Raw genomic sequence first — 21,198 nt, 5'->3', positions numbered from 1 at the left:
GGTGGCGACGGTGGCCTGGCTGGGGGTCGGTCAGGGTGAGACGTCGTAGTGGCTGGTGATAGCGATGCGGTTGAAGGCGTTGATCACGATGGTGAGCCAGCGCACTGCGGCCAGCTGCTCAGGTGTCAATGGTTCCGGCGCGTCGGAGTCAGTGTCATCGCTGGTGGCCGGGCGGCGGTCGTTCTGCACGTCTGCGATGAGGGTGATCTCCTCGGCCACTGCGAGGGCCGCGCGCTCGGTGGGGGAGAAGTAGCCGCTGTCCCGCCAGGCGGGCAGCACCGCGAGTCGGTCGGCGGTCTCCCCGTGGGCGATCGAGTCGCGGGTGTGCATCCTGAGGCAGAACGCGCACCCGTTCAGCTGAGAGGAGCGAATCCTCACGAGTTCGATGAGCAGCATGTCGAGGCCGGAGTCGAGGGCGGCGAAGCCCGCCGCCTTACCGGCCGCCAGAAGCGACTGGTAGGCGGCGGGGACCGCCGAATCGAGGTGCCCGAGGTGGGTCATCGCTGGTGCTACTTCGCGGCCGGCGCCGGGTTGGCGGGCAGCCAGTCGGCGAAGCGGGTGGTAAAGACGGTCGCGTCGGGTCCGGGGAGGAGCATCCGTTCTGTGAGCTTCTCGCCGAAGTAGGTGGCCTCGGGGTCGGCGACCACGATGCGGGGGTCGCCACGGAACGCGAGGCCAGTGCGGATGAGGTCGTCCAGGCCCAGCTCTTCGGGGCCAGCGACCTCGATGGTGGCGTTCAGGGGTGCGCCGGCGGTGGTGCGGGCGACAGCGGTGGCGACGTCCTCGGCGGCCATGGGCTGGATGAGAGCATGCGAGAGGTGCACCTCGTCGCCGACGGTGGCGCTGCCGGCGATGGCGGTGACGAACTCGAAGAACTGGGTGGCATGCACGAGCGAGTAGGGGATGCCGCTGGCCTTGATGAGGTTCTCCTGCGCGACTTTGGCGCGCATGTAGCCGCTGTCGACCATCCGGTCGGCGCCGACGACAGAGAGCGCGACGTAGTGGTTGAGGCCGGCGGTCTTCGCGGCGGCGAGGGTGTTCGTGGTGGCGGTGGTGAAGAAGTTCATCACGTCGTCGTCAGCGAACGAGGGCGAGTTCGAGACGTCGAGCACGGTGTCGGCGCCGGCGAGCACATCGGCGAGGCCTTCGCCGGAGAGGGTGTTCACTCCCGAGTTGGGCGACGCGGAGACGGCGGTGTGGCCGTGCTCGGTGAGCTTGGTGACGACTTTGGAGCCGATGAGGCCGGTGCCTCCGATGACGACGATCCTGGACATGAGTGCTTCTTCCGCTCGGCGCGGCCCGCGGTGTGTTCCGCGGCCGTCACAAGCTATGACCGGGCTTCTGGCTGGTCTGTGACACGTGTCGCGAGAGTTCGTTTCTGCCATGGCCAGGAACCGGTGACTTCCAGCTCCAGCGAGAAGCTGAGGAACGTGGGGATGATGACGATGATGCCCAGCACGATGACACTCCGGAGCGTCGGGGCGACGGCCACGGTGCGGATGATGTCGGCTGCGACCAGGAGTTCGAGTCCGAGAAGGATGGAACGGCCGAGCCGGCGGCGAAAACGGTGGTAGAGATCCGGGCGTTTGTGCGCCGCATCCGCGGCAGCGCGGATTGCCGCAAGAGCGGAGCCGACGGCGATGACGACGACTCCGCTCGCGTCCAGCACGAGGCCTGTGCCCGCGATGATCTGTGAGAACTCCATCAGGACACGGTGATCCGGTGGTAGCTCAGTTGCGCCAGTAGTTGTTTGCGGCGGCCACCGTCTGGAACTCGATGGCGATGACCTGACTGACGGCGATCAGGCTGTCGGGGGTGGTCGAGTAGTTCGGGCGGCCGCCCTTCAGCACGTCGAGGTCGGGCTGGATGTTGTGGATGCTGTGCCGGGCCATGGTGATGGAAAGGGCTCGCCCTTCCTCGGGGGTCGGGGTGATCAGGGTTCCGCCCGGCACGAGGACGAGTTCGGATTCAGGGACGCGGTTCATGGCTGCTCCGTTCATCGGCCCGGAAGGTCCGAGCGTTCCCCAGCTAAGACCGACCTGCACCAGGCCCTGTGACGTGATTCCGGTTGATCAGCGATCGACGCCGACCTCGTGGTGCACGTAGTCGCGAGTACCCACGATCTCGTCGTCGGGCAGAGCCTCGGCCAGGCGGGCGAGGTCGGATGCGTCCAGTCGCACCCCAGCAGCGGCGGTGTTCTCGTCGAGCCTGGTGCGGCGGCGGGTGCCCGGGATGGGTACCACACCCTGGGCGAGCAGCCAGGCGAGAGCGATCTGCGCATTCGTGGCGCCCTTCTCGGCCGCGATCGCGTTCACCCGGTCGACGAGTGCCAGGTTCGCGGCGATCGCCTGCGGCTGGAAACGGGGCAGCCCCAACCGGGCATCCTCGGGGTCAAGATCGTCGACCGAACGGATGTCACCGGTGAGGAATCCACGGCCAAGCGGTGAAAATGCGACCAGCCCGATGCCGAGCTCATCCAGCGTCGCCTTTTCCTCGTTGTGCAGCACGTCGCGGGCGAACAGCGAGAACTCCGACTGCACAGCGGCGAGCGGATGAACGGCGTGCGCCCGCCGGATGGTGGCGGCTGAGGCTTCGGAGAGTCCGATGTGGCGCACCTTGCCCTCGGCGACGAGCTCGGACATCGCGCCGACGCTCTCCTCGATCGGCACCTGGGGGTCGACACGGTGCAGGTAGTAGAGGTCGATCACGTCGGTGCCGAGGTGGCGGAGCGAGCGTTCGGCAGCCTTGCGGATGTAGGCGGGCGTGCCGTTGCGGCCATGGATCGTGCCGTCGTCATCCGTCTCGGCGGAGGCCTTCGTGGCGAGGGTGACCTCGTCGCGGCGGCCTCCGAGGGCGCGGGCAATGAGTTTCTCGTTCTCGAACGGCCCGTATGCCTCGGCGGTATCGATGAAGGTGACGCCAATGTCGACGGCGTGCCGGAGCGTCGCGATCGACTCCTGTTCGTCGCTGGCGCCGTAATAGGCACTCATGCCCATGGCGCCGAGGCCGATCGCGGAGACGGTGAAGCCGTCGCCGAGGCGGGCGGTCGGCAGCGGAGTGGGGGAGGTCATGGTTGTCCTTTTCGGGGTTCAGGATGCGGGATCGTCGTCATGGTCGGCGGTAAGGGCGATCACGGCGGTGTACGCGGAAATCTTCTTCTCTAGTGCCGTGAGGTGGGCCCGGGTGTGTTCCAGCTCGGCGAGCACACGCTCCCGGTGCGCTTCAAGCACGACGAGGCGTTCAGCTTCCGTGTCGGGCACGCGGCTGAGTTCGGCCATGCGCCGCACGTCGGCGATGCTCATGCCGGTCTCGCGGAGCATGATCAGGCCGGCGATCCAGTCGAGGTCGTCGTGACCGTAGCGGCGCCGGCCGCCCGGGTCGCGCGGCGCCGGGTCCAGGAGCAGCCCCGCCTTCTCGTAATAGCGGAGCGTATCGATCGAGAGACCGGTCGCCTCGGAGACGGCGCCGATCGAGAGGCCACCGGCGGGTACCTCGGCGTCGATCGTGGGTAAGATCACGGCTGCCATGAACTCATCGTGCAACCTGGAGTGCGCTCCAGGTCAAGCCCGACGAACACCCAAAACACGGAACGCACCATTACTCCGTGTCGGAGAAAGATGGGCCCCACCGACGATGACCACCGCCGGCATTAGCGGCGTCCATTCGAGGTGTCGAGCCATTGGCCGAGCGTGGTGGGGGCGATCATCCTGTCTGAACCAGCAGGGACGAGAAGGCGCCCCCCGACGTTGAACCCATGGGGAAGGGCGCTGGCATCCTGCACGACGTACCGGGTGTCGTGGTCTTTCAGCAGCACTTGACGCACGAAGCCGTCCAAGGACATGCGTTCTGGGCCGGCGATGTCGACGACGGTGTTGCGCGCGGCCGAGGAGGCGACCTCCACCAGGGCGGCGACGACGTCGTGCACGGCGATGGGCTCAACCTCGGTGCCGGGCAGACGCACGGTGTCTTCGTGGGTGTTCCAAGCCGCAATCGTGCGCGCAAACTCGAAGAACTGCGTCGCGCGCAAAATCGAGAACGGGATGCTGCCTGCTTCGACCATCGACTCCTGGGCGGCCTTCGCGGAGAAGTAACCGTCGTTGGCCGACGAGTCCGCGCCCACCAGGGAGAGCACGACGTGGTGCTTCACCCCGACCTCCCGCTCGGCCTTGAGCAGTCGTCTGGTCGACGCCTGGAAGAACTCCCGCGCCGCGACCGCGTCGGTGCTCGTCGGGTTCGTGACGTCGATCACGACATCCGCCCTTTCCAGCGCACGATCAATGCCCCGGCCCGTAACCGTGTTGACACCATTGCTCGGCGAGGCCGACACCACGGCGTGCCCGAGATGCTGCACCGCCTCGACAACTCGCCTTCCCACGTAGCCGGTTCCCCCGACGACAACTACTCGCATGACGTTCTCCCTGGTTCCCTAGGTGGTCTCTTAACCAGTACTGACCGGGCGAGCAGCCAAATCGTGACAACGATCTCAAACCACGGCAGCGCGATGCCTCAACGGCGCATATTCGGCGATCCGTCACAGAAAGGCCTGCCGGCCGGTCATAGCGATCAGACGGGTGAGGAAGCGCCCCACCGCAGTATCGAAAGGATCGCCCCATGAGCAGAATCGTTGTCATCGGAGGCACCGGCCTCATCGGCTCCAAGGTCATCCAGCGGCTCGCAACGCACGGCCACGATGCAGTGGCGGCGGCCCCTCGCTTGGGAGTGAACACTCTCACCGGTGAAGGCCTCGCCGAGGTGCTCGCGGGCGCCAACACCGTGCTCGACGTCTCGAACTCGCCGTCATTCGCCGATGACGACGTAATGAATTTTTTTACCATGAGCACGACGAACATCGTCGAGGCCGCAAAGGCCGCGAGCCTTAACCACTACGTCGCCGTCTCCGTGGTGGGCTCAGACCGGATGGTCGATAGCGGCTATCAGCGCGCCAAGGTTGCGCAGGAGCGCATCCTCAAAGCCAGCGGCATCCCCTACTCCCTCGTGCACGCCACCCAGTTCTTCGAGTTCGTCACGGGGATCGCTGGCGCCGGCACGGTCGGTGATGAGGTCCATCTGTCGCACGCACTCATCCGCCCTCTGGCCGCGGATGACGTTGCGACGGCTGTGGCCCAAGTCACCGTGGGTGAGCCCCTGAACGGCACCATCGAGATCGCGGGACCCGAAGAATTCGGTATCGACGATTTCGTGCGACGTGGCCTTGCCGCTCTCGCCGATCACCGCACGATCGTGACCGATCCCGAAGCCACCTACTTCGGGCAACGACTCACCGACCGTATGCTCCTCCCCGGCCCCGACGCCACCATCTTCGACACCCGCTTCGAGGACTGGATCGCCGCTTCGGCTCGGTGACGCGTCGAATGAGAGACACCTGAACTGCAATTGATCGGGGGCCGGGACTCACATAGATGCGTGATGCACTGCCCGGCCGACGCGGCGCTGGCCCGCCGCGTCGGCCGCGTCGATGCTGGGATGCCCGTTTACCCCGCCCGACTTAGTTGCCTGCAGAGGTGCCTTATCTGCAACACCCTTTTGCAACCGTCTCGATAAGGGATCGCTCACCGAACGCGTCGCCCGAACGCGGGACGCGCCGAACCGCGCGTCCCAAATGCCAAATCCGAATAGAGTCCGGTAACCGGGAGCTAACAGAGACGTCGGTTTGGGGCAGTTCGCATTACCCTCGCTGGGGTCAGGCGACTTCTGACTCCTCCTCCGGTGAAGTGCCATTTTCCGAATCGAGAGCCGCCTGGGGTAGGTACTCGCTATATTTATCCCGCATGCTGACCAGGCCTTGATCCCGGTCTGACTCGTATTTCAAGGACTCCTGCACAAATTTCAAACGGTGTTCAGCGTCTCCGATGATCTCCGCCCAAGTGCGGACAGTGATGGTGTATTTTTTGCTGTTTTGTACGACGCCCGGTGGGAGGTTGGCCTGGTTACGGGCTTCCTCCACGGTGTCCTTCATCTCGTTACCAATCAGCCAGAAATCCCAGTGCGAGTTCGGCTGATCGAAGCGCTCGTCGTTCGTGATGGCGCTGGCATAGCTCCGGATCTGGGTCACATCATCATCGGTGAGGCGATGGTTTGGACGCTTTAGTTCGATGACGAGGTGTGAGAAGAAGTTCTCGCGCGTTTCCAACTGCCGACCGAGGACTAAGTCAGGAATGGCGTCCGAACCATCCTCGCGAAGAAGAGGCGGCCCGTTCGCAAGCTCAACGTCGAGCCCGAGCTTGTCGAGGTACTTCTTTAAGACTTCGGTGAGTCGCTCGTCATCACCCGTGATCGCCCAACCCTCGCCAAAGAGCCATGTTTCATGGGCGAGAATACGATGCAACTGCCGGCGCTCGAGCATGCGACGCTTGATCTGCTTGTCGAAGAGGAGCGCATTCAGTCCGGACAAGAAGTCAACGCGGCTGCCCACTTCGTGTCCAAGAGAAATCAATTGTGAAAGCGTCGTATGTTCCAGCACCTCTTTCAGCTCATCAATGCGCGACTGAGGCAGCTGCGAGAACTTTCGCAGGATGGGCAGCAACGCTTCTGGGTCAGTCTCGAACGTCTCCTTTAGCAGACTTAGCGCCAGAGCCTTCGACTTGAGCGCCTTCGATTCATCCACGGTTCGTGCTGCGGCCATTGCGACAAATTTGAACGTGTCCTGGGTGGCGCGCTCCTGTTCGTTCGCTGGCGCGCTCTTGTACGGGTAAACGCCTTCGGAGCGCCACCGCTCGATCGTTTCTGCTTCGCGTTTGCGGCCGGCGTCGGACAAATGTTCACGTAGAGCGTTCTTTGCCGCCTCAATGACTTTCGAGGCGGGGGATTCGTCGTCTAAATCGACCATGATTCCCGAGTCGGCACGGAACCCATGCCAGCTCACATAGGCCGTGAACTCTGCACCCACGGCCTGCACGCGCGGCGGCATCTCGTCGATAATGGCTCCGTCTTCAGAACAGAGATAGAGGCGACGCTCTACGTTTGTAAGTTTCCAATCGATGATCGTGAGATTCGCTTCACCTGCGATCTCATCAGGGACCGGGAGGAGCACCTCTGTGCGCTTGTCGATCACCTCCGACGGTTTGATCTCCTCACCTAGGAAGTAGATGTGGAAGTCTGGGTGCCGCTCGAGCTGCAACGCGAATTCGAACAAGATCTGTTCACGCAGGGCATTGGCTTCGTCAAACTCACGCGCTGCGGCCAGGGGGACGCCGACGATCCGGACCGTCGTGCCTGTTTCCTCAGCCGACGCATCAAGTTGCTCGATATCGAACTTATCTAACGCGCCCCGTGAACCCGAGATCGAGATACTCGCGAGAGTGCTTTCGACAGATTCGCTGGTGGACTTCCACTCCACGCTGGAGCCAAGGGAGAAAGCTGCATAGCGCCCACGGCCGAGCTTGCCGTGCACCGCACGCCCATCTTCGGTTTGAGTGCCCGGCATGCGCTTCCAGCTGTCGCCGACTCGGGAGAACGCGAGGTTTGCCCGTTCCGCTGTCATTCCGCGCCCATCATCCTTGATGAAGATTTGCTCGACTGCTCCGAGTTCGCTGCGCTCAACGTTGATATGAACGTTCCGAGCATCTTCATCGAAGGCGTTCCAGACGAGCTCGCAGACCCCTACACCGGGTGTCTTCGTGTAGGACTCGAGAAGCGGCTGACCCGCGGAGACGTGAACTTCAGGCACGGCTCATCCTCACACGCGCGCCGCTACACGCGACAGGTGCTCTCTGTATTGTGATGGCCTCGGCCCCAGCAACAAGTGGTTGGTTCATGCGTCCAGACCAAAGGCTTCTGACACCTGGTCGATGGTGAACTGGTTCCGCATCTTTGCTGCGGTGTTCTGATTCGCGAACATCCCTGGCTTCCAGAAGCCCTTTTCGCGAGGAACGGTGTGTGTCCATTCGACTGGGACGGCCCACTCAGCAATGTCGTCGTCCTCGTCACCATCGCGCCGATAGTTGCCTTGCAATGGAAGACCGATCAGTGAGGTCTCAGCCCCCGCATTGAGAACCGTGGTCTGATCAAATCGCTTGGCCTCGCCCAGAACGGTTCCCACGCCCACGTATCCGACCTTGGGAATGCACGCAAAGACGCGCGACCCGGGGGTGAGGTTCTTGAGCGTTCTGGAAAACCACTTGTCACCGCCGCCCGAAACGAATCCGTAGGTGGCGCCATCGTGCCATTGGCGACCATCGGAAGATTCTCCGAACGAGACGTACCAGTCCTGTCCGTTCCAGGGTTCCCGGGACTTCGCCCTCCGTGAGTGCGTGACGGCGGTCGATGTCTGTGGGTCGTGTTCGACGAGCCACGTCCGGGCCAAATAGGAGGAGCCGTTATCGTGGAAGTGGCGGAAGAAGACGACGTTGATGGGCACGCCGAAGTCTTCGTTGAGGAAGCGGACGATGCGTTCGGTTGCGGCGTCTACTGACGCTGCAACGATCGTCAGCACCTGGGTGGCGTTGACGTCTTCCGGCAGTGTGCCGCCGAACTGGGCGTCGAAGGCTTCTTCCAGCGCGACGCCGGGCTGGTAGTTCGCAAATATGTTGAGGATGTCGGCGCGGCCGAGTGTGGCGACCCATGAGCCGTAGTCGAGCGCCTGGGCAGTCACATCCCGGGGGGTCTTGTCGCGCTTGAGTTCGATCACATGGGCTGCGGCGGTCTCATCGATCGCGAGGAGGTCGATGTAGCCGCCATGCGCGGTGGGTACCTGGCGTCCGATGACGAGCATCGCCTCGCCCAGGATCATTGGGTCCGATTCGATGTAGGACTCTAGTTGTGCTTCCAAGCCCACCGCTGTGGGCACGATGCGAGTTAGAGCGTCGCCGTCTGCTCGCCACAGCCCCATTTCGATGCCCATTAGACGAGCTCGGTTGTGTCGACGTCGGCAAGCGTGGTGCTTCGCAATTCGATCATGGGGTCAGCCTCTTTGGATATGCGTTTTGGGTACCGAGCTAGCGAGATGGCGCGGCCGACGATGTGGTCAGAGGCGTGCGAGCAGTTCTGCCTTTTTCGCCGTGAACTCCTCATCTGTGAGGATTCCGGCGTCGCGGAGAGAAGCGAGCTTAGTGAGTTGCTCTGTGACGTCGAGCTGCACCTGTGGCGTCGGCTTGGCGGACACGAGCGATTGGGCAGGACGCGCAGGAAAGCGGTCCCGAACGATGCCGGACACAAGAGAGAATGCTTGCTCGGTAACCGTGAGCTTCTCAACAGCCGGCGGTGCGACGTCAGTGCCCGGCGCCGGCTCGACGGGCTCAGCTCGCTGAGATCGAAGCACGAGCTCCAGGTGCTTGAACATTGCATCCGGCAATTTGATGAGCGACCGTTTGCCGTCGGACCAGCTGATGTCCACAACGTGCGTGGGGCCGATGGAATCGATCGTGGCGCCGAATGCGGCAGAAGCGGCCTTTCCGAGCTTGCCTGGGATTACGGCGCCTGCGACAGCCTTCCCAACGGCACTAACCACGTTGCCTTTTCCATCGGGCACGACCTCGTCCCATTCCGCAACGTTCTCAGGAACGAGCTTGCGGAATTTAAAGCCTGCTTGCACAACTACCGTGCTCCCAATCGGAGTCGACACCGCCGCGTTCAGGTAGTCGCCACCCACGACTCGTCCGTATCCCACCATGGCGCAACTCTATCTATGCGCACCGACACCTGTGGAGGAGTAGCCAACTCTGCCCGCGATTGACCCTCAGTCGTTTGTGCGCATGCTGCGAATTCTTAGCGTCTCATCGTTTCGCAACCCTGCGGATACGAGACGCTCTGGTTGCGCGACAGTTCTGAGCTGCGGCGCGAGAAATTCGTTGCGCGGCGGGAGCTTTTTGCGCAACGAATCAATGTCGTTCTCCGTTGCCACTTTCGTGCCTCCGAAAGATATCTGCGGTGCCGCGGCAGCGTGAGGGCTAATCAGCGTGGAAAAGTGGTGTCATGATCCCACCCGGCCGATTCTCACGCCTCGACAAAACTCGCCATCTGCGCGACGCCCTTCGTTCTGAGGTGCTGAGCGGCGCATTTCGCGACGGTCGATTGCCCAGCGAGACTGAGCTCATGACGCACTACAGCAGTCCCCGACAGACGGTGAGGGATGCGCTCGGGCTGCTGCGGGACGAGGGGCTGATCGACCGACTGCAGGGCACTGGCACCTTTGTCGTCATTCGCCGAGAGGCGATGCCGCTCCTTGAGGCTCAGGGCGTCAACGGAAACCTCCATCGTCTCGTCGTGCGAGAGCTGCGCCGCGAAGTGGTGCCGTTGCCACCCCCTGTCGCGCGAAAGCTCGAGCAGGAGCCGGGCGCGCCCGGATTGCTCGTCGACTACCTCATCTTCGGTGAAGGGCAACCGTGGTCGCTGGGGACCAACTACGTCCGGTTTCCTCAAGCGGAGGCCCTCCGCGACATACCGTTGCACTGGCATTGGTATGAGTTGCTGGAGCGAGCCGGGCTCACAATCGGATCGTCGAGTTTCCTTATAGAGGCAATGGTTGCCGACGAGTCCGTTGCGATGCACCTCGAGTGCAGCCCAGGCTCGCCGGTGCTTGCCTTCGAGCAGGTCATCCGCGACGAAGAGGGTATTCCGTTCGACGTCGCGTTCGGGCGCAGCCGGGGTGACCGTTTCGCGCTCTTCAGTGAAGCATCGCGAGGAAGTGGTTTTGGGGCCAGACTGCCCTAGTCCGCCGGTCCGAGGGTCGGCGTTTCGTGTGCATGTCGACCGGTGAAACCGGCGGATCGCTGCTTTTCGTTCCGGAGAGCCGCGCGAATTAGCCGACTGGTCCCTGGTGCGGCGGCGTAATTGCGGCGTAACGGTGACGACCGTCGCTCGAAATGTGTCTGACCATAACCTTCCGGCATGCCCAACTACCGGGCTTGCAGATGCCTGAGTTCTTCAGCGGGCGTAACCGGATTATTGAGGACCATTCGCATGAGGCAACGAGCTAACCGACTCTCGTCGAGCAAGAAGCTGCTCACCACCACCGCCGTAGGGGTGGCCGTCGTCCTGGGGCTGTCCGCCTGCGCCCCCGGCTCCGCGGCATCGACTTCGGGAGGGCAGACCCTCGTCATCGGGATGGAGTCCGAGGCGGGCGCACTCGATCCGCAGTCCCCGGCCGGCTGGGTGACCTGGCGCGTCGACTACCAGATCTACGACACCCTCGTGACCGAAGACCTGAGCAAGTCATCGGAAGAAGCTCCGGTGACCGAACTCAAGCCCGGTCTTGCGAGTTCGTGGACGGTGTCACCTGACGGACTCGTCTACACCTTCACGATCCGCGACGCGAACTTCACCGACGGTACGCCCGTGGATGCGGCCGCCGTCGAGTACAACGTGCGTCGCATGTGGGACCCGGCTTCACCCCAGTACTCTCCGCAGGCGGCCGGCAGCTCGGTCTACCTGTGGCAGAACCTCGCCGACGTGTCATCCGACGGCCAGACGCTGACGCTGACGATGGCCCAGCCCTTCTCGCCGTTCCTTCGACTGCTGGCTGGTATCGGTGGTGGTGGCATCATCAGCCCCGCCGCGCTGGAGAAGTACGGCGACGAGGGCATCGGGGACAACCCGGTGGGAAGCGGACCGTTCAAGTTCGTCGACCGTGTGCGAGGCGAACGCATCACGCTGGAACGCAACGACGATTATTGGGGCGACGTTCCTGAGCTCGACAGAGTGGTCTTCCGACCCTTGCCTGACGCTTCGGCCCGGGTGGCCGCCCTTCGAAGCGGGGATGTCGACATCATCGCTGTTCCGAGCCCGGACAGCGTCGCCGGTCTCGTCGACGAGGGCTACCAGCTCTCCGAGGGGACCCCGCCGCACGTCTGGTTCCTGCGGTTCAACTTCGACAACGAGTACACGAAGAACAAGCTCGTTCGGCAGGCGATCAATCTCGCGATCGACCGCGAGGGCATGGCGGAGGATCTGCTGCAAGGCACCGCGAACCCGGCCTACGACATCCAGGCACCGGCCAACGACGCCTATGTCGAACGCACCGATGCCTACACCCGCAACCTCGAGGAAGCGAAAGCGCTTCTCGCTGAAGCGGGATATCCAGACGGCTTCACGACCACCCTCACCACCTCCACCGATGGCTCGGGACAGATCGTCCCGGTACCGATGGCGGAGTACATCCAGCAGAACCTCGCCGAGGTGGGTATCGACGTGAAGATCGATGCCACGGAGTGGACCTCGTACCTGGGCACCTACTTCCAGGGCACACCCGATGACGTGGGGCTCGCACAGCTGTCCTGGGGGATGACGTCGCCCTACTGGCTCTACACGCAGACCTCGTCTTCGCTCATCGCTCCGAACGGGCCGAACGTCGGCTATTACTCCAATCCCGAGCTCGACGCGGTGATGGGCCAGGCGATCTCGGCGACGGATGACGCGGCGGCGACGGAGCTGTGGAAGCAGGCCAACGAGATCGCTACCGAGGACGCGGTGTTCGCACCGATCGTGAACGACAAGGCTCCCTACATCCTGGCGCCGAACGTGCGCGGCTTCGTCTCGGCGAGCGAGGAGTGGTACGACCTCACGAACGTGAGCCTCGACTGATGACCGCTCTCATCACCAGGAGGGTCGTCTCGACCCTCCTGGTGCTCCTCGGGGTGAGTGTGGTGGTGTTCCTCTTGGTCCAACTCGTGCCGGGAGACCCGGCGCGGGTCATCCTCGGGCAGAACGCCACACCGGCGGCGATCGCCGAGGTGCGCCAGGCGCTGGGTCTCGACAAACCGATCGTGGTGCAGTTCATGGACTACCTCGGCGGGCTGCTGCGAGGCGACCTGGGCACATCGCTCATCGTCAACTCACCTGTGATCGACATCGTCCTCCCGCGGTTCATGAACACACTCATCCTCGCCGGCGCGGCTCTCATCATCTGCGTGGGTGTGGGAGTGCCGCTGGGACTGCTCGCCGCGAAGAAGCAGTACAGCGTCTTCGACCGGGCCTCGATGTTCATCTCGATGACGGGCGCGAGCGTTCCGGTCTACTGGATGGCTCTTCTGCTGATCGGCTTCTTCGGGTTGACGCTTGGCTGGTTCCCGACCTCGGGGATGTACGACTCGCGGGAGCCCGGCGGTCTCCCCGACCTCCTGCTCCATCTCGTCCTGCCCGCGGTGGCCGCAGCACTCGTCCCCCTCGCCGTCATCGCGCGGATGACGCGCAGCGTGACCCTCGAAGTCCTCGAGCAGGACTACGTACGCACCCTCCGGGCATCCGGGCTTCCGGAAAGCACCATCCTCTGGCGGCACGCGCTCCGCAACGCCCTGCCTCAGATCGTCACGGTCATCGGCCTGCAGGTGGGCTACCTCCTCGGCGGAGTCATCTTCGTCGAGGTGGTGTTCGGCTGGCCGGGATTGGGGGGTCAGCTCTACACCTCGATCTCGCAGCGTGACATGCCGACGATTCAAGCCGGTGTCCTCTTCATCGCCGTGGTGTTCGTGGCGGTGAACCTCCTTGCCGACATCTCGGTCGGAGTCCTGGACCCCCGATCCCGAAAGCAGGCAGTAGCGTGACCGCCACACTTCAGAAGGCGCGCCGCGTCGAGATGCCGCCCGTGTCCGGCGGCATGGAGCACGAAGGTCCGAGCAGGTTCCGCCTCGCCGTGCGTGCTTACGTGCGCGACAAGGCGGCCGTCGTCGCCCTCATCGTGCTCGTGCTCGTGGTTCTGGCGGCCATGCTGGCTCCCTTCCTGACGCCGTACAGCCCCACCGAGGGGAGCGCTAGCGAACGGCTCCAGGGAATCGGCACCCCGGGCCACCCACTCGGTCTCGACGGGCAGGGGCGAGACGTGCTCTCCCGCATCCTCTACGGCGGCCGCAACTCGCTGGTGGCGGGGGTGGTCCCGGTGGTCGTGGTGTTCCCGATCGCACTCACGATCGGTCTTCTCGCCGGATACGCGAAAGGACGGGTGGGCGAGGTGCTGATGCGCATCCTCGACGTGATCTTCGCCTTTCCGCTCGTACTCCTCGCCATCGCCATCGCTGCGGTCTTCGGCGCCGGCCTCGGCAACGTCATGATCGCGGTCGGCATCACGCTCGTGCCCTATCTGGCTCGGGTGGCCTACACCGCCACCGTGCAGGAGACCGGCAAGGACTACGTGGAGGCGGCGCGGGCCGCCGGGGCGACCGTTCCGCAGATCCTCTGGCGCGAGCTGCTTCCGAACGTGGTCTCGCCTCTCGTCGTCTACGCCACCACGCTCTGCGGGCTCACGATCGTTGTGACTGCCGGGCTCAGCTTCCTCGGCATCGGCGTCGTCCCCCCGACACCCGACTGGGGAATCATGACCTCCGACGGCGGCAAAGTGCTCCTCGAGGGCTATGTGTACCTGGCCGCGATTCCCGGGACGGTCATCCTCATCGTCTCGCTCGCGTTCAACCTCATTGGCGACGGCCTCCGAGATGCTCTCGATCCTCGCAAGCAAACGAGTTAGGCGACCAGCATGACCACCCCCACACCTCCCGCGAAGACCGGATCGCCGGCTACCGCACCCGTGCTCGAGATCCGCGACCTGAGTGTCGAGTTCGCGACCGACAGCGGAACCGTCCGCGCCGTCGACCACGTCGACCTGACTGTCGAGAAAGGCGGCATACTCGGCCTCGTCGGTGAATCCGGTTCAGGGAAAAGCGTCACAGCCCTCTGCATCCTCGGACTCATCGGGAGCCGCCGCGCCAAGATCACCTCCGGAGAAGTTCGCTTCCAGGGCGAGGATCTGTTGACCAAGACCGAGCGCCAGATGCGGGATGTGCGAGGCGGAAGAATCGGACTCGTCTCGCAGAACGCCCTCAGCGCCCTCGACCCATCCTTCCGGATCGGCGACCAGCTGATCGAGGTCATCCGTCTGCATCAACACGTGGACAAGGCGACGGCTGCGCGAATCGCACTCGACTCTCTCGATATCGTCGCCCTCCCGGATGCGGCCAGGCGGATGCGTTCCTACCCTCATGAGCTGAGCGGCGGTCAACGCCAGCGCGTGGTCATCGCGATCGCGCTCGCCTGCCGGCCCCAGCTGCTGATCGCCGACGAGCCCACCACAGCCCTCGACGCCACCGTGCAGCAGCAGATCCTGGATCTGCTTCTCGACATCAATAAGAACCTCGGCACCTCGATGCTCATGGTGACGCATGACTTCGGTGTCGTGGCCCACATGTGCACCACCGTGGCCGTGATGCGCAAGGGACGGATCGTGGAGCAGGGGGAGGCCGGAGAGATCATCTCGTTCCCCCGGCAGCCGTACACGCAGGGGCTCATGAATGCCGTCCCACGGTTGCGTCTGTCCGAGACGGAACGCGCAGTGCCGCGTTCGCAGAGGCGGCTTCCGGTCTTCGTCGAGGAGTCGGCGTTCGCAGAGAGGGCCGATTATGCAACCGTCTGACACCTTCCTGGAGGTTCGCGACCTCCACAAGTCGTATCCCGCGAAGAAGGGCTTGGGTAAGCACGTCGATTTCGTCGCTGTCGACGAGATCAGCTTCGAGATCGAACGCGGTGAGACGTGGGGGCTGATTGGTGAATCCGGCTCGGGCAAGACGACAACCGGCCGGATGGTCATGGCGCTCGAGAAGCCGACCGGTGGCGTGGTCACCCTCGGCGGGGTGGATGTCACCCGCATGGCGGGCACCGAGCTCAGACGTTTCCGCAAGCGGATGCAGATCGTGTTCCAGGACTCCGGATCCACTTTCAACCCACGCCGGTCCGTCGGCGACCAGATCGCGTTCTCTATCGTCCGCCACGGTGTCGTCGAGTCCGATCGCACCCGGAGCCGGGTAGTCGAACTGCTCGAACGCGTCGGGCTCACCGAGGCTCACTACGACCGTTACATCCACGAGCTGTCCGGCGGTCAACGTCAGCGGCTCGGCATCTGCCGGGCACTCGCGACCGAACCGGATTTCCTCCTCCTCGATGAACCGACAGCAGCTCTCGACGTCTCCGTGCAGGCGCAGATCCTGAACCTGCTCAAGGATCTCCAGGCCGAACGCGGACTGACGATGCTCCTCATCACCCACGACCTCTCTCTCGTGGAATACATGTGCAACCGCGCGGGGGTGCTCGACAAGGGAAAGCTCGTCGAGCAGGGCGATGTCGACGACCTCTTCACCCACCCGCGCAGCGCCGTGACCCGCACGCTCTTGGACGCCGTTCTGGATCCGACCCTTCCTGCCCCTGACCCCACCATCGATCGGAGCACGCAATGAAACACGGAACATCTGACTCGAGCGTCGGACCCGAGGCCGGATCAGCAGTCGCGAACGCCGAGCCGTTCATTGATCCGGAGAGCGCCGTGCGCACGATGCTCGCACTTGCACGCATCTCACCCTCAGAGGAGGAGATCTCCGGCCTGATCGCCGGGTTCGCCCCGGCGCGTGCCGCCGTGCGGATGCTCTATGCCGTCCCAGAAGCACGCTACGCCGAGCCGGCGCTGGTGTTCCGTGCTCGTCCCTAACACTGGAGAAATCGTGACCACACCTCTCACCCTGTCCGCCGCTGCTGCAGCGCTGCGAGACGGCTCGACCACCAGCGTCGAACTGGTCGAGCACGCGATCGCCGAAGCTGACCTTTATGACGCCGATCTCGGAACCTTCCTCGCGCGGTATTCCGAGACGGCACTAGAGGCTGCCGAAGTCGCCGACGAGCTGCTCGCGGCCGGGGCAGACGTCGGCCCCCTGCACGGAATCCCTCTCGGGATCAAGGACATCCTGACGACGGTCGAAGGACCGACGACGGCTCAGAGCGTCGTCCACGATCCGGAGTGGAACGGTCGCGCCGATGCCTCCGCCGTGGCGCGACTTCGAGCCGCTGGCGGAATCGTCATGGGCAAGACCACGACGTGGGAGTTCGCTGTCGGGCTGCCCGACCTCACGAAACCATTTCCCCTCCCGCGCAACCCGTGGAACACGGAGAGGTACACCGGTGGATCGAGCTCGGGAAGCGGCAACGGCGTGATGGCCGGTATGTTCCTCGCCGCCATCGGAACCGACACGGGGGGAAGCATCCGTATTCCGGCGGCATTCTGTGGCATCACGGGACTCGTGCCGACCTTCGGTCGAGTGTCGAAGGCCGGCTGCGTGCCCGCGGTCTGGTCCCTCGACCACATCGGGCCGATGGCTCGGAGCGCGGAGGACTGCGCACACCTCCTGCAAGCGCTTGCAGGTTTCGACCCCGCAGACGTGAACTCGGTCTCCGAGCGTGTCGAACCGGTGCCGGACTACGCGGCGGCGCTCACGGGCGACCTCGCCGGTGTGCGGGTCGGCGTCGACTTGCTCACGGCCTGGACTGACCAGGATCCGACTGTGCCGATCGCTCTGGCGGTGGCGGTCGAGCATCTGCGTGCCCTCGGTGCGACCGTGGTGGACGTGTCGCTGCCGTTGTACGAGGAGACGCTCGCTGCGTTGTACGTCACCACAGGCGGGGAGCTTCTGGGATACCACGCACCCGACGCGGAACGAGCATGGGGCGACTACTTCGCCGCCACTCGCGACATGATCGCACGAAGCATCTATTACACGGCCGCGGACTACGTCCAGGCACAGCGGGTTCGCCGGGTGTCGCAGCAGAAGCTCGCTCGCGTGTTCGAGGATGTCGACCTCGTGATCACGCCGACGAACAACGTCGGCGCGACCGGTCTGGACGAACTCCACGACCTCCCGAGTTTCGTGGCAGCAGTCAACACGTCCTACTGGGATGTCGTCGGCAACCCCGTGATGACCGTACCCAATGGGTTCACCGCCGCGGGACTGCCCCTGGGAATGCAGATCGCAGGACGACCATTCGAGGAGGCACTCGTGCTGCGTGCCGGAGACGCGTTCCAACGTGTCACCGACTGGCACCTCCGGACCGCACCCCTGTCATCAGTCGTTTCCGCATAGCGCTTCTGCGGGGCCTGTGCCGAGGCAGGGCTCACGATCTCGATCAGAGGACGGCGTAGTAGCGCGTGGCAGTGCGGCGTCTCTCAACTCTAGGGATGCGAGGCGTCTCGTGAATGTTTTGGCGGGCAGCGTCTGAATGGCTTCAGTGCGCGACGGCGGTGTCTCGCAGCTATGTCTTCAAAGCTGTCGCGGTGGTTCACGTGCTCGAGCAGTCTTGTGAGACACGGGTCGCCGCGGTCAGCGTGATTGCGCGCTTTGGTTGCGGTAGAGAGTAGCCCGGCTCCAACCGACTAGTTCCGCTGCCTCGGCCGCGGTCTTGCCTGCGGATCGAGCCTGGGCGACGATCGCGAGCTTTTCGCCGACGACACCGGGGTCGGACTTCGGGCGTCCGAATTGGGTGCCGGCTTCTCGAGCAACGGCGATGCCGGCGTTGACGCGTTCGACGATGAGCTCTCGCTCGTACTCGGCCAAAGTGGCGAGCATGTTGAGCATCAGCCGGCCCGTCGAAGTCGCCGGATCGATGCCGTCCGAGATGGATCGCACGTTGATGCCCGCGTCGCGGAGCCCGTTCACGGTATTCAGCACATCGATCAGGGACCGACCGAGTCGGTCGACGCGCCAGACGACGACGGTATCGCCGGCCTCGGCGTACTCGAGGAGGCGCTGCATCCCCGGTCGTGATGTGGCGGTCTTGCTTCCGGATGTGACGTCGGCGAAGATGTCCCGTTTCTGTACGCCGATAGAGAGGAGTGAATCGATCTGGAGCTGCGGGTCCTGGCCGGCGGTGCTCACACGTGTGTAGCCAAGAAGCCTCATGCAGCAATCATGTCTCGTAAAGCCTCTTGATCAGCCCTAAGACGCGCAGGCACATGAGATGACTTTGTGAGACACCGAGCGGTGCCGAGATTCCGCGGTAGGGGAGTAGTTGGCCGGGCCCACCCCGGGTGTCTCAGAATCCTTTAGCTTCGAGACGTATCTGCGGCGACGGAGGCTATCGAGACTTTGATTCACACGTGAGATCGCATTCTGCTCAAACTCAAGTTGAACACCTTCAGTAACTTCGCGCATACGCGCTGGCTCATCGCCTAAACGCCAGGGGTCTAAGCCAATCTGCCTAATCCGTATTTGAATTGGCTGGTTAATCGGTTTGATGTTTGACAGTAAGGAATGTTGGTTGTCACCATTGCGGAGACCTCACAAGACGCAATGGAGCAACGAACGGAGCCCAGGTCAATGGCCAGATCAGCAACCCCCGGAGGCACACGGGCCCGCGAGAGCTTCCCCAGCGGAGGCGGCGGCTTCGGCTTCGCGAAGGTGCGGCAGCGCCTCGCCAGCCTCGCCATCCTCGCCATCTTCGTTCTGCTGGTGATCGTGCTGCTGGCCACGACTCCGGCGTTCGGCAATTGGGGCAACATCGCCAACGTGCTGCAGCAGAACTCGATCATCGGCATCGTGGCGTGCGGCATGCTGCTCATGATCATCGTGGGCGGCTTCGACCTCTCGGTCGGCGCGGTCGGGGCGATGTCCTCGGTGGTCGCGGCCGTGCTCATCGTCAACACGAACCCCGCGCTCGGAATCCTGGTCGCTCTCGCCGTCGGCGCGGTGGTGGGCCTGCTCAACGGGTTCTGCATCGCCGTGATCGGCATGAACCCGTTCGTCGTGACCCTCGGCACCCAGGTGCTCGTGACCGGGCTTCTCTTCGTGGCCACCGAGGCTCAGCCGGTCTACGGAGTGCCCGAGTCGTTCACCCAGATCGGCCTCGGCCGGATCGGCCCGCTGCCGATCGCCACTGCAATCTTCATCGTCGTCGCCCTCCTCGTCTTCGCGCTGCTGACGTTCACGAAGTTCGGGCAGTACATCTACGCGGTGGGCGGCAACAAGGACGCGGCGCGGCTCGCGGGCGTCAACGTCACGCTCGTCATCATCGTCACCTACGTGATCGGCGCCGTTCTCGCGGCCGTCGCCGGCATCGTGCTTCTCGGTCAGACCGGTATCGGCCAGCCGAACAGCGCGACCGGATGGCCCCTCTCCTCCATCGCGGCCGTGGTCGTCGGCGGCGTGCCGCTCGCCGGCGGGGTCGGCAAGGTCAGTTCCGCCGTGCTCGGCACCCTGCTGCTCGGCGTGGTCGCGAACGCCCTGAACCTCAACGGCGTCTCGCCCTACTGGCAGCCGGCCGTCACCGGCATCGTGATCCTGCTCGCCGTCGGCGTCGATAGTTACCAGCGCAAGCGACGCCAACTGCGATAGTTCCCCGCTCCACACACCCCTGAACCCATGTCGAAGTGGACATGACACACAAGAAAGAGGCACTCATGCACAAGAAAGCACGCGCGGTCGCAGCGGTCATCGCCACGACCCTCGCCGCAGCATCCCTCGCCGCCTGCTCCTCGGGCAGCACCGACTCCGGATCCGCCGACGGCGGGATGAAGATCGGCTACATGATCTGGGACACCTCCGTTCCCTTCTACTCGAACCTCATCTCGAACGCCGAAGCCACCGCTGATGAACTGGGAGCCGATCTGGACATCCGCAGTGGCAACGGCGACCTCGCCACCCAGGTGTCGGTGGTGCAGGACTTCGTGACGGCTCAGGTCGACATGATCCTGATCAGCCCGAGCGATCCCCAGGGCATCGTGCCCGCCATCCGCCAGGCCAACAGCGCCGGCATCCCGGTGATGGCGGTCAACACCATGGCCGACACGTCGACCGGCGCCGAGGTCATCACCTACGTCGGCGTCGACGACGTGGAGTTCGGCCGCCACCAGGCCGAGCTGCTGGTCGAGGCCGTGGGCGAGAACGCCAAGGTCGGCTACGTGATGGGAGCGCTCGGCACCTCGGCGCAGATCCAGCGCAAGCAGGGTCTCGAGGAGGGTCTCGCCGACTACCCGGGCATCGAGATCGTCGCCGAGCAGACCGCGAACTGGGACAACGCCGAGGCCCTCGGCGTGATCCAGGACATGCTGAGCAAGTACCCCTCCGGCCAGCTCGACGCGATCGTCAGCCAGGGTCCGGAGAGCGTCAGCGGCGCGAAGAACGCGGCGGAGAGCGGCCGCACCGATGTGACGTTCGTGCTCGGCGATTACCCGGCCGACGTCAAGAAGGCCATCCAGGACGGCTTCGTGTTCGGCACCGTCGACCAGGACCCGGCGCCCCAGGGCAAGCAGGCCATCCAGTACGCGGTCGATTGGCTGAACGGCGACGAGGATGCGGTTCCGCAGCCCCAGGCCTTCATCGACATGCCCGTCATCACCTCTGCGAACGTCGACGACATCGCGGCCGCCTGGGGCGAGTGACGGCCGTCGCCCCAGGCGACGCCACGAAAGATCATCAGTGACTACGGGAAGCAGTGACACGT

General features: G+C 64.1%; 22 protein-coding genes. 11 read left to right on the top strand and 11 right to left on the bottom strand.

What is annotated here, in order from left to right:
- Nucleotides 1-30 precede the first annotated feature (30 nt).
- The 7 genes from NVV95_RS01395 to NVV95_RS01365 form a co-directional block, all read right to left on the bottom strand.
- Nucleotides 31-501, bottom strand: coding sequence for a carboxymuconolactone decarboxylase family protein (locus NVV95_RS01395; protein ID WP_259484749.1), 471 nt, complete (start codon nt 499-501; stop codon nt 31-33).
- Between the two features lie 8 nt (nt 502-509).
- Entirely contained in the window at nt 510-1,274 is a 765-nt protein-coding gene (locus tag NVV95_RS01390) for an SDR family oxidoreductase (protein WP_259484748.1), read from the bottom strand.
- Nucleotides 1,275-1,327: 53 nt separating this feature from the next.
- Nucleotides 1,328-1,705, bottom strand: coding sequence for a DUF1622 domain-containing protein (locus NVV95_RS01385; RefSeq protein WP_259484747.1), 378 nt, complete (start codon nt 1,703-1,705; stop codon nt 1,328-1,330).
- Between the two features lie 25 nt (nt 1,706-1,730).
- The gene (locus tag NVV95_RS01380) at nt 1,731-1,985 is read right to left on the bottom strand and encodes a hexameric tyrosine-coordinated heme protein (protein ID WP_259484746.1); all 255 of its coding nucleotides are present in this window, start codon (nt 1,983-1,985) and stop codon (nt 1,731-1,733) included.
- An 87-nt stretch (nt 1,986-2,072) separates the two neighbouring features.
- A complete protein-coding gene (locus tag NVV95_RS01375) occupies nt 2,073-3,071 on the bottom strand; it encodes an aldo/keto reductase (RefSeq protein ID WP_259484745.1) in 999 nt (332 codons plus the stop codon).
- 18 nt (nt 3,072-3,089) lie between these two features.
- Nucleotides 3,090-3,527 carry a MerR family transcriptional regulator gene (locus NVV95_RS01370; RefSeq protein ID WP_259484744.1) on the bottom strand — a complete coding sequence of 146 codons (438 nt, stop codon included), beginning with the start codon at nt 3,525-3,527 and terminating at the stop codon, nt 3,090-3,092.
- Nucleotides 3,528-3,649: 122 nt separating this feature from the next.
- On the bottom strand, nt 3,650-4,408 hold the full coding sequence (locus tag NVV95_RS01365; protein ID WP_259484743.1) for an SDR family oxidoreductase: 759 nt from the start codon (nt 4,406-4,408) through the stop codon (nt 3,650-3,652).
- A gap of 203 nt (nt 4,409-4,611) precedes the next feature.
- Between NVV95_RS01365 and NVV95_RS01360 the strand changes: the two genes are divergently transcribed.
- A complete protein-coding gene (locus NVV95_RS01360; protein ID WP_259484742.1) occupies nt 4,612-5,364 on the top strand; it encodes an SDR family oxidoreductase in 753 nt (250 codons plus the stop codon).
- A gap of 337 nt (nt 5,365-5,701) precedes the next feature.
- Here the strand turns inward: NVV95_RS01360 and NVV95_RS01355 are convergent, their stop codons facing one another.
- The 3 genes from NVV95_RS01355 to NVV95_RS01345 all read right to left on the bottom strand — a co-directional run bounded on the left by NVV95_RS01355 (nt 5,702) and on the right by NVV95_RS01345 (nt 9,628).
- Nucleotides 5,702-7,687 (bottom strand): ATP-binding protein, encoded by a 1,986-nt coding sequence (locus NVV95_RS01355; protein ID WP_259484741.1) that lies wholly within the window; start codon nt 7,685-7,687, stop codon nt 5,702-5,704.
- A gap of 84 nt (nt 7,688-7,771) precedes the next feature.
- Nucleotides 7,772-8,860 carry a DUF8606 domain-containing protein gene (locus NVV95_RS01350; protein WP_259484740.1) on the bottom strand — a complete coding sequence of 363 codons (1,089 nt, stop codon included), beginning with the start codon at nt 8,858-8,860 and terminating at the stop codon, nt 7,772-7,774.
- A 123-nt stretch (nt 8,861-8,983) separates the two neighbouring features.
- Nucleotides 8,984-9,628, bottom strand: a complete 645-nt coding sequence (locus NVV95_RS01345) for an SHOCT domain-containing protein (RefSeq protein ID WP_259484739.1) — start codon at nt 9,626-9,628, stop codon at nt 8,984-8,986.
- 302 nt (nt 9,629-9,930) lie between these two features.
- On the opposite strand from NVV95_RS01345, the gene NVV95_RS01340 reads away from it, so the two are divergent.
- From NVV95_RS01340 to NVV95_RS01305, 8 genes are all read left to right on the top strand, one after another.
- On the top strand, nt 9,931-10,668 hold the full coding sequence (locus NVV95_RS01340) for a GntR family transcriptional regulator (RefSeq protein WP_259484738.1): 738 nt from the start codon (nt 9,931-9,933) through the stop codon (nt 10,666-10,668).
- A gap of 177 nt (nt 10,669-10,845) precedes the next feature.
- Entirely contained in the window at nt 10,846-12,537 is a 1,692-nt protein-coding gene (locus NVV95_RS01335) for an ABC transporter substrate-binding protein (RefSeq protein ID WP_259484737.1), read from the top strand.
- Nucleotides 12,537-13,496, top strand: a complete 960-nt coding sequence (locus NVV95_RS01330) for an ABC transporter permease (RefSeq protein ID WP_259484736.1) — start codon at nt 12,537-12,539, stop codon at nt 13,494-13,496. Before NVV95_RS01335 ends, NVV95_RS01330 begins: the two co-directional genes overlap by 1 nt.
- Nucleotides 13,493-14,413, top strand: coding sequence for an ABC transporter permease (locus NVV95_RS01325; RefSeq protein ID WP_259484735.1), 921 nt, complete (start codon nt 13,493-13,495; stop codon nt 14,411-14,413). The genes NVV95_RS01330 and NVV95_RS01325 overlap by 4 nt, the downstream gene beginning before the upstream one ends.
- 9 nt (nt 14,414-14,422) lie before the next feature.
- Complete coding sequence (locus tag NVV95_RS01320) at nt 14,423-15,355, top strand: ABC transporter ATP-binding protein (protein ID WP_259484734.1); 933 nt, start codon at nt 14,423-14,425, stop codon at nt 15,353-15,355.
- Complete coding sequence (locus NVV95_RS01315; RefSeq protein WP_259484733.1) at nt 15,342-16,172, top strand: ATP-binding cassette domain-containing protein; 831 nt, start codon at nt 15,342-15,344, stop codon at nt 16,170-16,172. Before NVV95_RS01320 ends, NVV95_RS01315 begins: the two co-directional genes overlap by 14 nt.
- Complete coding sequence (locus NVV95_RS01310; protein WP_259484732.1) at nt 16,169-16,420, top strand: hypothetical protein; 252 nt, start codon at nt 16,169-16,171, stop codon at nt 16,418-16,420. The genes NVV95_RS01315 and NVV95_RS01310 overlap by 4 nt, the downstream gene beginning before the upstream one ends.
- A gap of 13 nt (nt 16,421-16,433) precedes the next feature.
- A complete protein-coding gene (locus NVV95_RS01305) occupies nt 16,434-17,843 on the top strand; it encodes an amidase (RefSeq protein ID WP_259484731.1) in 1,410 nt (469 codons plus the stop codon).
- A 237-nt stretch (nt 17,844-18,080) separates the two neighbouring features.
- On the opposite strand, the gene NVV95_RS01300 is transcribed toward NVV95_RS01305, so the two are convergent.
- Nucleotides 18,081-18,659, bottom strand: a complete 579-nt coding sequence (locus NVV95_RS01300; protein ID WP_259484730.1) for a recombinase family protein — start codon at nt 18,657-18,659, stop codon at nt 18,081-18,083.
- Nucleotides 18,660-19,076: 417 nt separating this feature from the next.
- Between NVV95_RS01300 and NVV95_RS01295 the strand changes: the two genes are divergently transcribed.
- Together NVV95_RS01295 and NVV95_RS01290 are read left to right on the top strand one after the other, a co-directional pair.
- Nucleotides 19,077-20,090: an ABC transporter permease gene (locus NVV95_RS01295; protein ID WP_259484729.1), complete on the top strand. Its 1,014-nt coding sequence runs from the start codon at nt 19,077-19,079 to the stop codon at nt 20,088-20,090.
- 65 nt (nt 20,091-20,155) lie between these two features.
- The gene (locus NVV95_RS01290; protein ID WP_259484728.1) at nt 20,156-21,136 is read left to right on the top strand and encodes a sugar ABC transporter substrate-binding protein; all 981 of its coding nucleotides are present in this window, start codon (nt 20,156-20,158) and stop codon (nt 21,134-21,136) included.
- Nucleotides 21,137-21,198 lie beyond the last annotated feature (62 nt).

It is taken from the genome of Herbiconiux gentiana (genome assembly GCF_024978135.1).
GTDB lineage: Bacteria > Actinomycetota > Actinomycetes > Actinomycetales > Microbacteriaceae > Herbiconiux > Herbiconiux gentiana.
This window is presented reverse-complemented; position numbering and strand designations above follow the sequence as displayed.